This is a genomic window from Eubacterium sp. AM05-23, from assembly GCF_003477535.1.
Taxonomy (GTDB): Bacteria; Bacillota; Clostridia; order Eubacteriales; family Eubacteriaceae; genus Eubacterium; species Eubacterium maltosivorans.
This window is the reverse complement of record NZ_QUDF01000015.1, coordinates 89178-104715: the sequence shown is the minus strand read 5'-3', so window position 1 is coordinate 104715 and position 15538 is coordinate 89178. Positions and strand designations below refer to the sequence as shown.

Sequence of the window (15538 nt, the reverse complement as noted above, 5' to 3'; positions counted from 1 at the left end):
AAGCACACCTGTAGATTTCTCCACAGGATTTAAACAACAACTAAATTTTCATTATTAAAACATTACTCATCTCTTTATATAGATAAGACCATCAACCAGCCTTTTCATAAAAAGTGCCATAAAAACTTTTTCCGATATTTCTGGCGGTGTTCAGGGCGGTACTGCCTTTATGGCCTTCCTTACATCGGAAGTTTTTTCCGCCGTAGAAGTTCTGGCTGGGCGGTTGGTATTCGGTATTGTATTTATAGATCACGCTGCCGCAGTGGCTGCATTCTTTTTTGGCGTTCCCCACGCTGTTAAAGGTGACGACAATGCCGGCCTGCCATGCTTTATAGCTGGTGTAACGGATGATCCGGCGGCCGATGAAGTCCATGATGTTTGTTTTAAGGTATGGCAGTGTGCCTTTGGCGAAGCTATTACCATAGGCGGGCATAACAATGATTTTGGCGCCCTGGCCGAGGGCGTAGTCGACAATTTTTCGGCTAACCTCGTGGGCGTAGTGATCGGTGACGCGGGTGATTTTGTCATAATATTTTGCATTGGGGCGACCTGGTTGGTGGTCTTGCGGAACGATACCCGCTTCGGCTTGTCCATAAGACGACAAGCCTCGGGGGCAGACCCCGAGGGCGTCGTTCCCTACAGGTTGCGTTATAAGCCTGGGAGCCTTGTTCCCAGCAGTGTTTCGTTTGGTATACCCTATCAGCTGCTTCCTACGGTGGGCCAGTGCTTTTCCGCCCTTGATGAAATATGGGGCGGTGGCGCGACCGTCAGCTTGGATGGTGGTACAAACGGCGAGGGTGTCGGAGCCGGTCAAGGCGACGGCGACAAAGCTTTCGTTTTGTTTTACGCGCTCTTTGGCGGTTCGGCTGTCTTTCACGACCTCTTTAACGGGGATGTGGAGCATGACTTTTTTCTTTTTGATGACAATGGTCGGGCTCATGCGCTCGGCGTTTTCTGGAAAGGGTCTGCCGGTATAACGGTGCTTGACCCAGGACCAGGCTTTTCCGGTGTAGAGCTTGAGTAGGATTTGGCCGTCGGCGAAATCCTTATACATTCCCTTGTAATACAGCATGGACATGTGCAGATTCTTTGGGCGGCTTGGGCGGCCCTTTTTCGCTGACTCAGGTGGAAGGTTGAAAGTGGAAAGTGGAAGGTTAAGGTGCAAATCGGCTTGGACGATTTGACTGGAATCAGAATCGCTTTGCGATTCTGGTCTTTCATTTTCCATTGATGTTTCCCAGTCCCTGAGCTTGCTTGTGTAGCTTCGGTACATGCTGATGGCCGCGTTGATGGCGGCGCGTCGAAAGTACAGGGGGATTTTCTCAAAGGGCAGGGGCGTTTCGGGCGGGGTGCCATTTCTTTGTTTTATTGTCTGTAGCTCTAAATGCCGCAGTAAATTCTGGTTGGACAATTCAAGGGCTTCGGGCTGCTTCTCGAGCAGCTTGTAGTAGAATGCCAGGACAGCGTCAAAAAGGGACTGGGTCTTTTTAAACCAGTCTAAATGCTTGTAATTCAGCTGTATTTTGTACGTCGTGATGGCGTATCCGGCTTTCATTTTTAGCTCCTTTATTCTTCGCAGACTATTCATGGTCTGCGAGTCTTTTTGACTCCTAAATTCTTTTATAATTTAACTGCGTTACCTATTATAACATTGCCTAATGAAAAAAGCATCAACTTTTTTAAAAAGATTAAATATTTTTCCTTAAAATCAATTTATAACTATATTTTACCAATAAATTAATTTTTCGTCAAACAAATTTTCCTAATTGTATAAGCATGAATTTGGTCTGAAATCTGGTCAAAAACACATAAAAAACGGCTAAATTACTTAGTTTTTTACTTTTAGCTTTAGAATTTTCTCTTTAACTGATATGGTCAAAAAAATGGTCAGCTTTCCATGAAATATAGTAACTACGTTCTTTTGAGTCACATCTTCGCAGACCATGAATAGTCTGCGAGTCTTTTTCAATCAATTCCCACCACCCCGGACCTTTCTAAAATATGTTTATAAACGTTAAAACCTCCCGCTGCTTTCACAACAGCGGGAGGTTTTTATCTTATTTTTTTGTGTTCTTCCCTACACTCCTGATATCAGAGATAACTGCCGCTTTGCATGGAACTGCTTTTCCTCAGGCTTCTCTGAAAAATGGCAGAGCCCATACTTCTGTAAGCACTTTAGCAGCCTGCCCGCCTCGGCGGGGGCCATATCGCACAGTGGCAGGCGGCAGCTTCCCACATCCAGCCCCATATCATTGAGGGCCTGCTTGACAGGAATGGGGTTGATGTCTGAAAACAGCGCCTCTGCCAGCTCCAGATAGTAAAGCTGGAAATAACGGCTTTTGCCTATGTTACCCTCAAAATAGCTGGCGCAGATTTGGTGGATCTGCCCGGGAATCAGGTTGGACAGCACCGAGATGACACCCTCTGCCCCCAGTGCCAACGCTGGAACGATCTGGTCGTCATTGCCCGAGTAAATGCTCAGCGCATCACCGCATTCGGCGGCAATCTGCGCCATCTGGCTGAAATTGCCGCTGGCCTCCTTAACCGCTGCAATATTGTCGATCTCAGACAAACGCTTATAGGTATCCACAGCGATATTGACCCCAGTGCGGGAGGGTACATTATACAGAATAATGGGCAGTCCAGTAGCCGCTGCCCCTGCCTTAAAATGCTCATACAGTCCCTGTTGTGACGCCTTGTTATAGTAGGGTGTTACTGAAAGCAGGGCGTCGGCCCCAAGCTTTTCCATTTTGCCGGCCAACTCTGCGCTGTGAGCGGTATTGTTGCTGCCCATATTAGCAATGACAGGGACATGCCCTCTCACAGCCTTAACGGCAAAAGCTGTCAGCTCAAGCAGTTCCTTTTCCGAAAGCGATGCTGACTCGCCTGTGGTGCCGCCGATAACCACCGCGTCGGCGTGATGCTTCAGCTGGTAGTCGATCAGTCCCGACAGGGTGTCGTAAGAAATGGACCCGTCGTGCTTCATCGGGGTCACCAGCGCGGTGGCCACACCTTTAAAAATCTTAGTTTTCATGGTTTTTTCTCTTATCCTCCAGCGGGCTATACTGCCGGAGCATGACCTGTGGCACAGCGTTTCAGCTGTTCACGGCTGCGGCTTCCGCTCAGCCTCGCGTAGACGCGGCTCAGGTGATAAAGCTTTTCAGCCTTGCGTGACAGGGTAAGGTTATCGGCATCGTTTCCGGTCGCTGCCACGAAAAGCTTGATATTGTCAACCCCTAAAGAACGAAGTGCTGTCAAATCCTGTCCATCACCAAGGAACTCAGTTCCCAGAAAATGCCGGTCGATCCTTTCAAAGGCGTGATAATCCTTGTCCATGATCACAACCTTATAGCCCTTATTCGATAAAGACATTGCCAGGCGGGCGCCCATTTGGCTGCATCCCACAATGACAGCAGTTTTCTTTACGCTTGTTTTCAACTTGATACTTCCTCACTTTGATAAGATTTTTGTTGTCTCTTATTATAGGTTCTTTTCTGTAAAGATGGGATTAAAAAGCAGAGACGCCGCGTAAAAAACACATAAAAAGAAAAGGAACCGTCCGTTGCGCTGGGCGGTTCCTTCTCTCAGGTAAAATTTGTCATACGATTTTATCAGAAGCCTAAAAGCGGGCCTCCGAAGAATACTACGATGCCGATAATCACGACATACACCGCGCAGAACTTCATGGTCGAGGTTAGGATCTTGCCTTCCTGACCAATTAACCCAGTGGCCGCTGTCGCAACAGCGATACTCTGGGGTGAAATCATTTTTCCGGCTGTAGCGCCAGCCATATTGGCTGCCGCGATCCAGAAGGGGTCTGCCCCGATGGAGCCAGCCGCCTGTACCTGCAGCTCGCCAAAAAGGACGTTGGCCGAGGTATCGCTTCCTGTCACAAAGGTACCGAGCGCACCGATGATGGGCGCGATAAGGGGATAAAAGCCGCCTGTAACGGCCACCAGTACCATGGCGATGGAAGTGATCATTCCGCTGTAGCCCATAACCTTGGCCAGGCCTACAATGGAACAAACTGTGATCGCTGTTTTTCCCATCTGTTTGATGGTCTTACCAAACACAACAGAAATTTCTCTGAACTTTAGCCCCTGCAAAAGCCCGCCCAGGTAGGTGGCAAGGATGATCAGGGTTCCCGGACAGGCGATCCACGCAAAGGTGTAGGGCTTCGCGCCCTCTCCGGTATAAATGGGGATTGAGGTTTTGATGCTGCCCAGCAGCCCGTTTATAAACGGGAACAGCGATGAGCAGAGAATGATAAAAACAAAAACCAGAATAAAGGGCAGCCAGGCCATAAAGGCAGTTTTTAGGGGAACCTTCACAGCCCCGGCAGCTTCCTCTTTGTTATAAAGCTTCTTGGCGACCAGAACGGTCACGCCCATACAGATCAGTGACCCCACAATGGCGGGAAGCTCTGCTCCAAGGAACTTCGCCACAAAAATCTGAGGAACCGCAAAGGACAGACCGGAGATCAGCGTGATGCCGAACACACCCTTAATGGCCTTGAATCCCCCGCCAGTAAGCATGACCAGTACAAACGGAATAATGAGAATGAGCACAAAAAGCTGGATGGAAACCGTATAGGACAGCTGCATTACATTCAGGTCCGTTACCTGGGCCAGCGTGGTGACGGGCAGGCCAATGGCCCCAAAGGCTGTCGGCGTGGTGTTCGCGATCAGGCACATGACCGCTGCCGAGATGGGGTTAAAGCCGAGAGAGGCCATGATGCCAGCCGGGATGGCCACCGCGGTACCGAAACCCGCGATGGCTTCCAGAAAACCGCCGAAGCCCCAGGCCAGTATGAGTACGAGGATGCGTTTATCTGAGGACACGCCAGTCATCATGTTTTTAATGGTTTCCATGCTACCCGAATAAGTGGTAAGGTTGTAGGTAAACACCGCCGCGATGATGATGTAGACAATGGGCCAAAGCCCCATGACAATGCCCTCAAGGGCACCGGTAAAGCTGTCAAGCGCTGGCATTTTCCAGACCAGTATACTGAGAACCAGGGTGATCACCAGGGCCACGGGGCAGGCCTTATGCCCTGGTATTTTCATCACACCCAGTGAAACAATCAACCAAATGATGGGGATGAGCGCCAATATGAAAAGAACATAAATGTTGTCCATCTCCATACCCCCTTACATCTGGCAGACTTTTTTAGGGTTCAGAATATTCTTCGGGTCAAAAGCATGCTTGATGCCGTCCATCAGACCCATTTCATATTCGCCATAGTCGTTAAAGAGGTATTTTCGTTTGGCATAGCCGATGCCGTGCTCGCCGGAAACCAGCCCGTCAAACTCAAGGGATTTGGCGTAAAGCTTATCCATGGCGGTGTCCAGCATTTCTTCCCATTCCTTTTCACCCAGCTCATCACGGCAGATGTAAAGGTGCAGGTTGCCGTCGCCGGCATGGCCAAAGCTCGGAATTCGGATGTTCAGTTCCTTTTCAAGGTCGTGGGTGTAGTTGATGAATTCTGCCACACGGTTTCTCGGGACCACCACGTCACATTCGTCCATTTCAGTGGTAGATGCCTTGATGGCTTCCAGGAAAGCGCCGCGGGCGCTCCAGACAGAGTCCTTACGCTCGTCAGTATCGACAATATACACATCCTTTGCCCCTTCACTCAGACAGAGATCTGCCACCACTTCATACTCTGCTTCCACCTGTTCTTTGGTGTTACCGTCAAAGGTGAGCAGGATGTAGGCATTGCTCTTGGTATCCGGGAATTTCTTACCTAAGAAATCTTCGGCAAAGAGGATGGTCTGGCGTTCCATGAACTCGATGGCGGTGGGAATGGCCTTGGATTTGATGATCTTTGGCACCACGGCAGCCGCTTCTGTAAAGGTATCAAAGGGCACCAGAAGGCTCAGGGTTTTTTTAGGCAGGGGCAGCAGCTTGAGTACAGCCTTTGTAATCACGCACAGAGTTCCCTCCGAGCCGATGACCAGATCCTTTAAGCTGTAGCCGGAGCTGTTTTTAACGATCTTTCCGCCAAGCTCTAGCACTTCCCCATTTGGCATGACCACGGTAAGACCGCGGACATAGTCACGGGTGACGCCGTATTTTACCGCGCGCATACCGCCGGCGTTGGTGGAGATATTGCCCGCGATGGTCGCTGATTTTTCACCTGGGTCCGGTGGATAGAACAGGTCGTTTTCTTCCACAAATTTGGAAAGCTCCATGAGCAGCACGCCGGGTTCCACGGTCACTGTCAGGTTTTCAGTATCCAGCTCAAGGATATTGTTCATCAGTGTGGTTTCCAGCATGATGCCGCCATAGATGGGCACACATGCGCCCACCAGACCTGTGCCCGAGCCTCTGACCACCACAGGAATGTTCTGTTCATAGGCATATTTCATGATGGCGGAAACCTCCTCGGTGGAGAGCACGCGCATCAGCACTTCCGGATAATTAGCAACAGTGCCCAGCTCGTCATGGCTGTAATCCTCAGAGATTTCATCCCCTACCAGGATGCGGTCCGCATCCACCAGGGTTCTTAAATATTCAACGTCCTTTTCATCAACTTTTTTGTAATCCATGGTTATACAGCCTCACTTTCCAGGGTTTCGTTCACATTTTTATTGTTTCGTATTTCTTCCATCAGCTCAGGGATGACTTCGTACAAATCCCCAACAATACCACAGTGGGCAATGTTAAAGATGGATGCGTTCTTATCATTATTAATGGCCACAATGTATTCGGAGTTCTGCATACCAGCGGCGAACTGGACTGAGCCGGACACACCCACAGCGATGATCAGCTTAGGCTTAACCGTACGCCCGCTCAGGCCAATCTGCAGACGCGGGTCGAACCAGCCATTTTCGATATTCGGGCGGGTACAGGCCATTTTCGCCCCGATGGCGTCCGCGAATTCCTGGACCATTGGCAGGTCTTTTTCACTCTTGACCCCACGGCCAACCGCAACGATGACATCGGCCTCAGAAATGTCAAAGCCTTTTTCCTTCTTGATGATTTCAAGAACCTCGATGGCGGAGGCAAAACGTTTTTCTTCTAATTTCATATTCACAATCTCACCCTTGGCCTCTTCAGAACGTTCCGGCGCTGAGAAAATCTTGTAGCGCACTGTGCAGAACTGCGGGCGGTTGTTTTCGGTGACGATCTGAGCCATGATGTTCCCACCAAAAGCCGGACGAATCTGGACTAAATCGGTGTTTTCCTTCATTTCCAGGATGGTGCAGTCTGCAGTTAAGCCGGTGCGGAAGCGGGCCGCCACACGCGGTGCCAGCGAACGGCCCACGTTGGTCGCACCCACCAGGATGGAGGATGGGTTTTCCTTGCGGATAAAGTCTTCAAAGGCGTTAGTATAAGGCTCGATGGAGAAATGCGCCAGGCGGGCGTCGTCATAGACAAAAACCTTATCGACGCCGTAGTGCAGCAGTTCTTTGGCCTTGTCACCAATGTTGTGGCCGATGAACAGGGCATATACCGGGTGATCGATGACGGAAGCCAGCTCCTTTGCCTTTCCGATCAGTTCGAGTGTTACCGGATGGATCTTCCCTTCCACATGGTCTACATAGACGGTAACGCCGCGGTATTTGCTCTTGTCAACCGCTTCCTTTTCATCCTCTTCCAGTTCTACATAGCCTTCAGGGCCTTTTTTCAGGCACAGCTTGCACATCTTACAGGCAGCGGTTACTTCCATCTTATCATTTTCAAAAGTAAAGGCCCCGAACGGACAAATTTCATTAAACTGATCGAAGATCTCCTGTCCGCAGTTTTCATTGATTACTTTAATTCCAGCCATTTTATCTCTCCCCTTTTATACATATTTCTTTTCAGCCAAAATGCCGTACAGCGCCTGGGCAACTTCTTTTCCGCTGCCCTCATAGGTGGTTTTTTCCACATTGCTTTCCGGTGGAAAAATCCGTTCGACCTGTGTGGCGGAGCCGTTCAAGCCATAGTTCTTTTCATCGGTGTCATACATATCTTTAAGGGTCAGAACCTTAATTTCCTGTGTTTTTTCAAGGTCAAGTTTGCGCTTGTAGGAGGGCAGTCTTGGTGTATAAATGTCTTTGTCAACGGTGATCAGACAGGGATAAGGCACATGCTGGATTTCAACTGTGTCCTCCATGTTCATCTGAACCGTCAGGCCCTTTTCATCGGCCTGCAGTATTTTACCAACGTTTGTAACATGTGGAATGCTCAAAAACTCAGCCATTTCCGGGCCAACCTGTGCGGTGTCGCCGTCGGTTGTCTGCTTACCGCAGATGATCAGGTCAAAATCGCCCAGCTTCTTGGCTCCCTGAGCCAGTGTATAGCTGGTGGCTACCACATCGGCGCCGCCAAATTTACGGTCTGACAAAAGACAGCCGTCATCGGCGCCCATGTAGAAGGATTCATAAATCACTTCCTTTGTCTGCATGGGCCCCATAGACAATGTGGTGATTGTCCCCCCAAGGTCTTCACGCAGACGCAGCGCTGTTTCCAAAGCGTACAAATCATAGGGATTCATTTTTGATTCTATACCATCACGGATTAATACACCTGTTTCCGGATCGACTTCGACATTGGAAGTACCCGGTACCTGTTTGATACACACTAAAGATTTCATAATGACTCCTTAATTACTCCTTTTTAAACTTTCAATGGTAAGTGGTCTGACCACTTAAGTTGATTTCATTATAGAATCTTTGTAAAGGAATGTCAAGGACTTTTTACTCGTTTTCATGTTTATTTTTTAACAATCTTTTGTTTTTACGAAATAAAATCACAAAAATCCGCATGATTTAGCCGTTTTCAGGCATTTTTATTTTCTTTTATTATTTGTAAAATAAGTTCTCCTGTGATAAAATTAATTGATAAACTTAGGAGAATGAATGATGTATACTGAAATACCACAAAAAAAAATATATTTGCAGATTTTAGAGCAGATTAAATATAACATTGTCACCAAGCAGTTAAAGAGTGGCGACCGACTCCCCTCCGAGCGCCAGCTGTCCGAACAGCTGGGTGTTTCCCGCGCAACCGTGCGGGAGGCCATCCGCGCTCTGGAAATGATCGGCCTGGTACACTGCCGCCAGGGCGAGGGCAATTTCATTACTGAAGATTTTGACAACACCCTCACCCAGCCCTTATCCATTATGTTCTGGCTGAACGACGGCAAGGTCACAGAAATCCACGAGCTCAGGCGTTCCCTGGAGACCGAGGCGGCCAAGCTGGCTGCCATTCACGCCACCAGGGAGGACATTCTGCGTCTTGAGGAAATCTGCGCCGCCATCGAGAGTGAGCACAATGAAGCCAAAAGCGCCGAGCTGGATAAAAAGCTCCACGACTCCATCGCGCTGTACTCCCGCAACAAGCTCATCAAGGATGTCTTAAACTCGGCCTCCACCCTGATTGAGGAGCTGATCAAGGACATGCGCACCCTGATCCTCATGGAGGAAACCAGTGCCTCAGCCATCAATAAGCAGCACCGCGACATCGTCGCCAGTATCCGCAAGCATGACCCCGATGCCGCCGCCCGGGCCATGCTCACCCATATGAGCTTCATTGAGGATTTTGTGACTGAGGTGCAAAAGGCCATCGACATTAAGAATACAGAGGAAGACTAAAAAAGAGGTACGTCGTTTCGACGTACCTCTTTTATCTGTCCGGTTTATTCTATGCAAAAGCTGTTCATACCAAGCCCTCTGAAATCTGCGTATTCTCCGGCCAGTTCCTCGACCGCCTTCTTTTCTGCAGCCCGAAAGGCCTCAAACAAACGTATTGAAATCTCCACCTTGTCCTTCTGTGTTTTTGCTTTCCATATACCGGCTGCCCGGCCGCCCTTCAGCACAACGCCCGGATTTCCGACGGTTTTCCACACCAGCTTCTGGAGTCCCTTATCCTCTAAAAGAACCTGCCTGTCCTTAATGTCAAGATAAGGATCATGCGGGCCGAGCAGAATCAGCCGGTCACCGCTCTTTTCTGAGCGCAGCAGGCTGTCCCGGTCCGCCGACAATATGCTGGCCGCTTTTTTCCCCGCCACCACGGGCTCCATTTCATCCGCTACAGTGTTCCACAGGCGTTCTGCCTGCCGGGGGCAACAGCCCAGCCAGGCCATCAGGCCCTCCTTCGTGGACGGCCCATAGCAATGCAGAAATTTACGCACCAAGGTCTTTTCGGCGTCCGGTGTATGCTCCGGCAGGCCGCCTGTCCAGTTTTTAAACGAGGTAAAGGTTGGGCAGATGCCCTGCCGCTTGCCAAAGACCACCAGTGACGCAAAGGAACAGGGGCGCAGCAGGAAAGAAACCGCCGCTCCCCCAACAGTCTGCCGGTCAGGGCTGCCGTACATGGACGGCGCGCGCCAGAGCGCCCGCTTTTCCTCGGGCAGTTCGCGCTCAATGACCTCCGCCAGTGTTCTGTCCAGGGCTTCCTTGCTTTTGATGACACGATTGTCCAGACACTCTGCGGCTTTCTTTGTCCGCTTTAGTAAATCCTTAAAAGACATCTGCAAAAAATCAAGGGCGGCGGTGATTCCTCGTGTGTATATCCACGGCGTTTCCCCCTCCTGTGCCCTCAGCGCGGTCAGAAAGACTGCGCTTTGCTCTGTTGGAAAAACCACAGGCGCGCCGCGAAAGCTCCAGGCCTGTATCAAACTTTTTTCCAGATACAGGGCGTTCTGCGCCGCCTGCAGTGTGCAGCCCTCCAGCCGGTTAAACAATGCGGTTTCCCAGGCGCCTGGCGGTGAATTTTGAAAGCCGCAGGCGCCAGCGGCGGTAGTCATGCCTGTCATGAGCTGTTTTTTATCCAGATGATGTGCTCTCAGCCGATGGCTTCGGATTTGTTCTGTCTCTATATTCATAAGCCTCTCCATTGGGGTACGTCGAAACGACGTATCCCCCTACCACTCGATCAATTCGACTGGCATGGGCTCGGCGTTCAGGTACATATCCTCAACCTTGCCGTTCTTCATCTTAATAACCCGGTCCGCCATGGGGGTGATGGCCTGGTTGTGGGTGATGAGGGCAACCGTCATTTTTTCCCGCCGGCAGGTATCCTGCAAAAGCTTCAAAATATTTTTACCGGTGCTGTAATCCAGGGCACCAGTGGGCTCGTCACAGAGCAGCAGCTTTGGCCGTTTCGCCAGCGCTCTCGCGATGGCCACACGCTGCTGTTCCCCGCCGGAGAGCTGGGATGGAAAGTTGTCCATACGATCCTCAAGCCCCACACTCGCCAAGGTTTCTCTGGCATCCATAGGGTCCTTGCAGATCTGAGTCGCCAGCTCGACATTTTCCACGGCGGTCAGGTTCTGGATCAGGTTATAAAACTGAAAGACAAAGCCGGTATCATAGCGCCTGTAGGTTGCCAGCTCTCTGGCGTTCAGCGATGAGACCTCCTTATCGCCCACAAACACCTGTCCCTCGTCACATCCGGACATGCCGCCCAGTATGTTGAGCACGGTTGTCTTTCCGGCGCCGCTGGGCCCAACCACAATGGCGAACTCACCCTCCTCAATGCCAAAGGAAATGCCGTTGGCAGCGTTGATGGTCACCTCGCCCATTTTATAACGTTTATAGACATCGTTAAATTCGACAAATTTTCTCATTGATACTACCCCTTATCGCTGTTTTCCTTATTATACAAAAACAACCTGAATTAAAACCATATACAATACGGTTCCCACCCCAATGCTGATAAGATTATTCCGCTTCCAGACATGAAGCGCCACCACAGCTGCCATGGCAATAAACTCCGGCAGGCCAAAGGGCCAGGCATTCAGGGCCACATTGCGGTAACAGTATACCACCAGAATCGCAATGACCGCCGGGGGCAGAATCCTGCCAAGGTACAGCACCCACTCCGGCGGATCCTTACGCCCAAAAAGCGCAAAGGGCAGCACTCTGGTGATAAAGGTGCAGACTGCCACCACCGCCACAATTAAAAAAGCCTGTGAACCTCCAATCATTGCGCATCCTCCTGTTCTTCAGCCGCATTATGGGCTTTTTCTGTCACGTCCAGCCGCGCCTTAAGAAGCATCAGCAAAAGCACTGAGCTCAAAAGGGATGGCAGAATAAAGCTGCCAGGACCAAAGATCAAAAGGCAGACGATCCCAGCGGCCAGGCCGACCAGGGCGGGCAGATGGTTTTCTGCCTCCAGCCACTGCTCAACAAAAATAACAATGAACAGGGCTGTCATGGCAAAGTCGATGCCTGTGGTATCAAAGGTGATAAGCGCGCCCGCCACCGAACCGAGCACACTGCCGATTATCCAGTAAATCTGGTCCATCAGGGCGATGGCCATATAGTACTGCTTTTCATCCACCCCCTTCGGTGTCTTTGCCGAGCAAAGCAGCGAATAGGTTTCATCGGTCAGTGAAAAGATCATGTACAGGCGCCGCTTTCCCATTTCCTTAAACTTCTGAATAAAGGAAAGCCCGTAAAAGGAATGGCGGATATTGATGGCAAAGGTCATCATGGCCATGGTGAACAGGCTCAGCCCGCCGTCAAAAAAGGTTACCAGTACAAACTGCATGGAGCCCGCGTACACCACCGTGCTGATGAGCGCTGCCCACAACACGCCATAGCCGGCTTTGCTTAAAAGCAGCCCAAAGGCAATGCCGGTAAACAGGTAGCCAAACAGGACCGGAAGGGTGGTGACGAATGCGCTTTCAAGTGTTTTTTTCATATGCCCTCCGCAAAATTCTTTTTAATGAAGCATTGAAAATGAAAAACGGAGAATTATGGGACGCTCCTGCCTGCGGCAAAAACGAATAGAGCAGCGGCCATTGGCCGCTGTCTAAATACAAAATGCCAATGCATTTTGCTCCTGTAATTCTCCATTCTCAATCCTGCATTCTCAATTTTATAAGCTCGCGACAACGTCTGCCGCGCCGTCCAGCCAGTCTCCCTTAAAGTCTTCGATTTTGCCGGCATCCACCAGTGAGGCGGTTTCCGGGTCGATCGGCAGCTTGGCCAGAACCTTCAGGCCCTTTTCCGCTGCGACTTCGTCAATATGGCTTTCGCCAAATACAGCAATCTTTTTACCACAGTCCGGGCATTCTACATAGCTCATGTTTTCAACAACGCCCAAAATAGGAATGTTCATCATGTTTGCCATGTTTACAGCCTTTTCAACGATCATGGATACCAGCTCCTGAGGAGAGGTCACGATGATAATCCCGTTGATGGGCAGTGACTGGAATACGGTGAGCGGCACGTCACCGGTTCCCGGCGGCATATCCACAAACAGATAGTCCTCGTATTCCCAGATAACATCGCTCCAGAACTGCTTTACCGCGCCGGCGATTACCGGGCCTCTCCAGACAACAGGATCGGTGTCGTTTTCCAAAAGCAGGTTCATGGACATTAAATCAATGCCGGTCTTTGTCTTAACCGGGTAAATGCCCTTATCGCTTCCCTGGGCCTTCTGGGTAATCCCAAAAGCCTTGGGGATGGAGGGGCCTGTAATATCGGCATCGAGAATACCGGTAGATAAGCCCTTGCGTCTGAGCAGTACCGCCAGTGTAGAGGTTACGAGGGATTTACCAACGCCGCCCTTTCCACTGACAACGCCAATTACTTTTTTAACCTGACTCCAGGGATGCGCCTTGACTGAAAAGTCTGGTGCGCCGCCTTCACGCTCGTCACAGTCTGAGCCGCAGGTGCTGCAGTCATGGGTGCAGTTTTCTTCATCAACCATTTCATTCACTCCTTCAAACAAAAATCTTATAAAATGACATCGCCGTCAGAAAGAGCTTCCTGACGGCAATGGCTAAACTCATTTGAGCCTTATTATAACATATCTTTCAGCTTTTGTTAACTACTTTTTGGGCAAATGCCCAAATCAATGTAAAAAACGGTTTCCCTCTGGGCCGATATAATCCGCACTGCCAAAGCCGAGAATCAAAATAAAAACCGGCCGCAGTATCATCAGGCCTATAGTAAAGCTCACGCCCTGCCCGAAGGACTGCGCCAGCTTATAGCTGATGCCAATGTATAAGACCACTGACACAAGGCTCATGACGCCGGCAATTAAGGTAAGAATGCCCATATCGCTGCCGCCGAGCCATCTGCTCAGCACCACACAAATAAGATTAACCCAGAAGAGCATTGTATTCCACGAAAATTTGTACACGGTGTACTCATTATAGAAAGGAATAAAGGACTTCCAGCCTGGTTCGCCAGCCTTCTCGAACATCTTCCAGCCCGCTGCCAAAATCAAAATATACCACAGCAGCATTAAAAGTGGCATTATCGTCATCAAAGCCATCGCTCCTCTCTCTTTTTAAAACCATATACTTCCAAAGCTTTTTATTTCTTTGTTGCGGAAACCAGCAGCATCATGGGCCGTCGCATTTCATCCTTCATCCCAGGTAAATCGAGCATTTCCGCGGGAGGCTGGGGCTCAACGATGCGATGAAGCTCAAAACCGTTTTTAAGCAGTGTATCGAGATAGGTCGTAAGTGTCCGGTGGTACTTGGTCACTTCCTCTCCCAGAAAAACAGCCTTTCTTTTACCTTCATAATAATAATTGTCTACGGGAAAATGCAGAATCTCACCCGCGTCATCGTAATACCAGTCCTGCGTGCCATAGGCGGTGAACACAGGATGCTCCACTGAAAAGACAAAATCGCCGCCAATGGCGGTAAAACGGCTTATTTTTTCTACCAGAGCGGAAAAATCTTGTATATAGTGAAACGCCAGCGAACTGATCACCACATCAAAGGCGTCCTCTTTAAAATCCAGGTCTTCCATGGCGCACTGCTGATAACAGATTCTTTCGTGACTGTTTTTCTCCCGCGCTGTTTTCAGCATTTTTTCAGATATGTCCACCCCCAGCACGCTGGCCGCGCCATGCTCTGCCGCGTACAGACAGTGCCAGCCATAGCCGCAGCCTAAGTCCAGTACGCGCTTGTCCTTAAAATCCGGCAAAAGCTTTTGCAGCTCAGACCATTCCCCTGCGCCTGCCAAGCCCTGGCGGGAGCGGCTCATTTCGCTGTATTTTTTAAAAAATACGTCATCATCGTATTTATTTTCTTTCATACTGCTTACTCCTTAAGCCTGCACACATCCACCCAGCTCAGCGCGCCGGAATACTGAAACAGATCGTCACAGGAAAGCTCGATCATGGAATTACTGCTGCCAGCCGCCGGAAACACCGTGTCAAAGCGCTTGAGAGAGGCATCCAGGTAAACCTCTACATCCGGGTTTTCAATGCCAAAGGGGCACACACCACCAACCGCGTGGCCTGTAAATTCCAAAACCTCATCCGGCGACAGCATTTTTGCCTTAATGCCAAACTCTTCCTTGAATTTACGATTATCAATTTTTGTATCGCCTGCTGCCACAACAAGAATACACTCGTCATAACGTTTAAAAGACAGTGTTTTTGCGATACGGGCCGGAATCACACCTACAGCTTCTGCAGCCAGCTCAACGGTGGCGGTCGAAGCTGTCAGCTCTTTAACCTGATCCTCCATACCGTACTGTTTAAAATATGCCTTTACCTTATCTACTGCCATTTTTTCACTCCAATCCTTACCTTATATGATACCTTACCAGTTTACCGCGAATTTACCGCAAAT

Annotated in this window: 16 protein-coding genes; 1 reads left to right on the top strand and 15 read right to left on the bottom strand. The window is 49.9% G+C overall.

Translation table 11 applies throughout. The annotated features are described in order from the left end of the window. Positions 1–91 precede the first annotated feature (91 nt). The 7 genes from DW091_RS17640 to lctB form a co-directional block, all read right to left on the bottom strand. The gene (locus DW091_RS17640; RefSeq protein WP_118518836.1) at positions 92–1555 is read right to left on the bottom strand and encodes a hypothetical protein; all 1464 of its coding nucleotides are present in this window, start codon (positions 1553–1555) and stop codon (positions 92–94) included. Positions 1556–2077: 522 nt separating this feature from the next. Next, the gene (gene dapA, locus DW091_RS17635; RefSeq protein ID WP_118518835.1) at positions 2078–3034 is read right to left on the bottom strand and encodes a 4-hydroxy-tetrahydrodipicolinate synthase; all 957 of its coding nucleotides are present in this window, start codon (positions 3032–3034) and stop codon (positions 2078–2080) included. Positions 3035–3060: 26 nt separating this feature from the next. Beyond that, entirely contained in the window at positions 3061–3438 is a 378-nt protein-coding gene (locus DW091_RS17630) for an NAD-binding protein (RefSeq protein WP_058694771.1), read from the bottom strand. Positions 3439–3611: 173 nt separating this feature from the next. Further along, positions 3612–5138, bottom strand: coding sequence for an L-lactate permease (locus tag DW091_RS17625; protein ID WP_118518834.1), 1527 nt, complete (start codon positions 5136–5138; stop codon positions 3612–3614). A 12-nt stretch (positions 5139–5150) separates the two neighbouring features. Beyond that, complete coding sequence (lctD, locus tag DW091_RS17620) at positions 5151–6551, bottom strand: lactate dehydrogenase subunit LctD (RefSeq protein WP_058694773.1); 1401 nt, start codon at positions 6549–6551, stop codon at positions 5151–5153. A gap of 2 nt (positions 6552–6553) precedes the next feature. Next, complete coding sequence (gene lctC / locus DW091_RS17615) at positions 6554–7777, bottom strand: lactate dehydrogenase subunit LctC (RefSeq protein ID WP_096919544.1); 1224 nt, start codon at positions 7775–7777, stop codon at positions 6554–6556. Positions 7778–7792: 15 nt separating this feature from the next. Beyond that, positions 7793–8584, bottom strand: a complete 792-nt coding sequence (gene lctB, locus DW091_RS17610) for a lactate dehydrogenase subunit LctB (RefSeq protein ID WP_118518833.1) — start codon at positions 8582–8584, stop codon at positions 7793–7795. A gap of 265 nt (positions 8585–8849) precedes the next feature. Between lctB and DW091_RS17605 the strand changes: the two genes are divergently transcribed. Next, positions 8850–9584: a FadR/GntR family transcriptional regulator gene (locus DW091_RS17605; protein WP_118518832.1), complete on the top strand. Its 735-nt coding sequence runs from the start codon at positions 8850–8852 to the stop codon at positions 9582–9584. Positions 9585–9628: 44 nt separating this feature from the next. Here the strand turns inward: DW091_RS17605 and DW091_RS17600 are convergent, their stop codons facing one another. From DW091_RS17600 to DW091_RS17565, 8 genes are all read right to left on the bottom strand, one after another. Further along, on the bottom strand, positions 9629–10816 hold the full coding sequence (locus DW091_RS17600; RefSeq protein WP_118518831.1) for a winged helix DNA-binding domain-containing protein: 1188 nt from the start codon (positions 10814–10816) through the stop codon (positions 9629–9631). Positions 10817–10855: 39 nt separating this feature from the next. Continuing rightward, complete coding sequence (locus tag DW091_RS17595) at positions 10856–11560, bottom strand: ABC transporter ATP-binding protein (RefSeq protein WP_058694778.1); 705 nt, start codon at positions 11558–11560, stop codon at positions 10856–10858. A 30-nt stretch (positions 11561–11590) separates the two neighbouring features. Next, entirely contained in the window at positions 11591–11920 is a 330-nt protein-coding gene (locus tag DW091_RS17590) for a branched-chain amino acid transporter permease (RefSeq protein WP_074616000.1), read from the bottom strand. Further along, positions 11917–12639 carry an AzlC family ABC transporter permease gene (locus DW091_RS17585; protein WP_058694780.1) on the bottom strand — a complete coding sequence of 241 codons (723 nt, stop codon included), beginning with the start codon at positions 12637–12639 and terminating at the stop codon, positions 11917–11919. Before DW091_RS17585 ends, DW091_RS17590 begins: the two co-directional genes overlap by 4 nt. A 177-nt stretch (positions 12640–12816) precedes the next feature. Beyond that, positions 12817–13653 carry an Mrp/NBP35 family ATP-binding protein gene (locus DW091_RS17580; protein ID WP_058694781.1) on the bottom strand — a complete coding sequence of 279 codons (837 nt, stop codon included), beginning with the start codon at positions 13651–13653 and terminating at the stop codon, positions 12817–12819. 144 nt (positions 13654–13797) lie between these two features. Further along, on the bottom strand, positions 13798–14214 hold the full coding sequence (locus DW091_RS17575; RefSeq protein WP_224168840.1) for a DUF5684 domain-containing protein: 417 nt from the start codon (positions 14212–14214) through the stop codon (positions 13798–13800). Between the two features lie 50 nt (positions 14215–14264). Further along, complete coding sequence (locus tag DW091_RS17570; RefSeq protein ID WP_118518829.1) at positions 14265–14996, bottom strand: class I SAM-dependent methyltransferase; 732 nt, start codon at positions 14994–14996, stop codon at positions 14265–14267. A 5-nt stretch (positions 14997–15001) separates the two neighbouring features. Next, positions 15002–15475, bottom strand: coding sequence for a YbaK/EbsC family protein (locus DW091_RS17565; protein WP_118518828.1), 474 nt, complete (start codon positions 15473–15475; stop codon positions 15002–15004). Between the last annotated feature and the right edge of the window lie 63 nt (positions 15476–15538).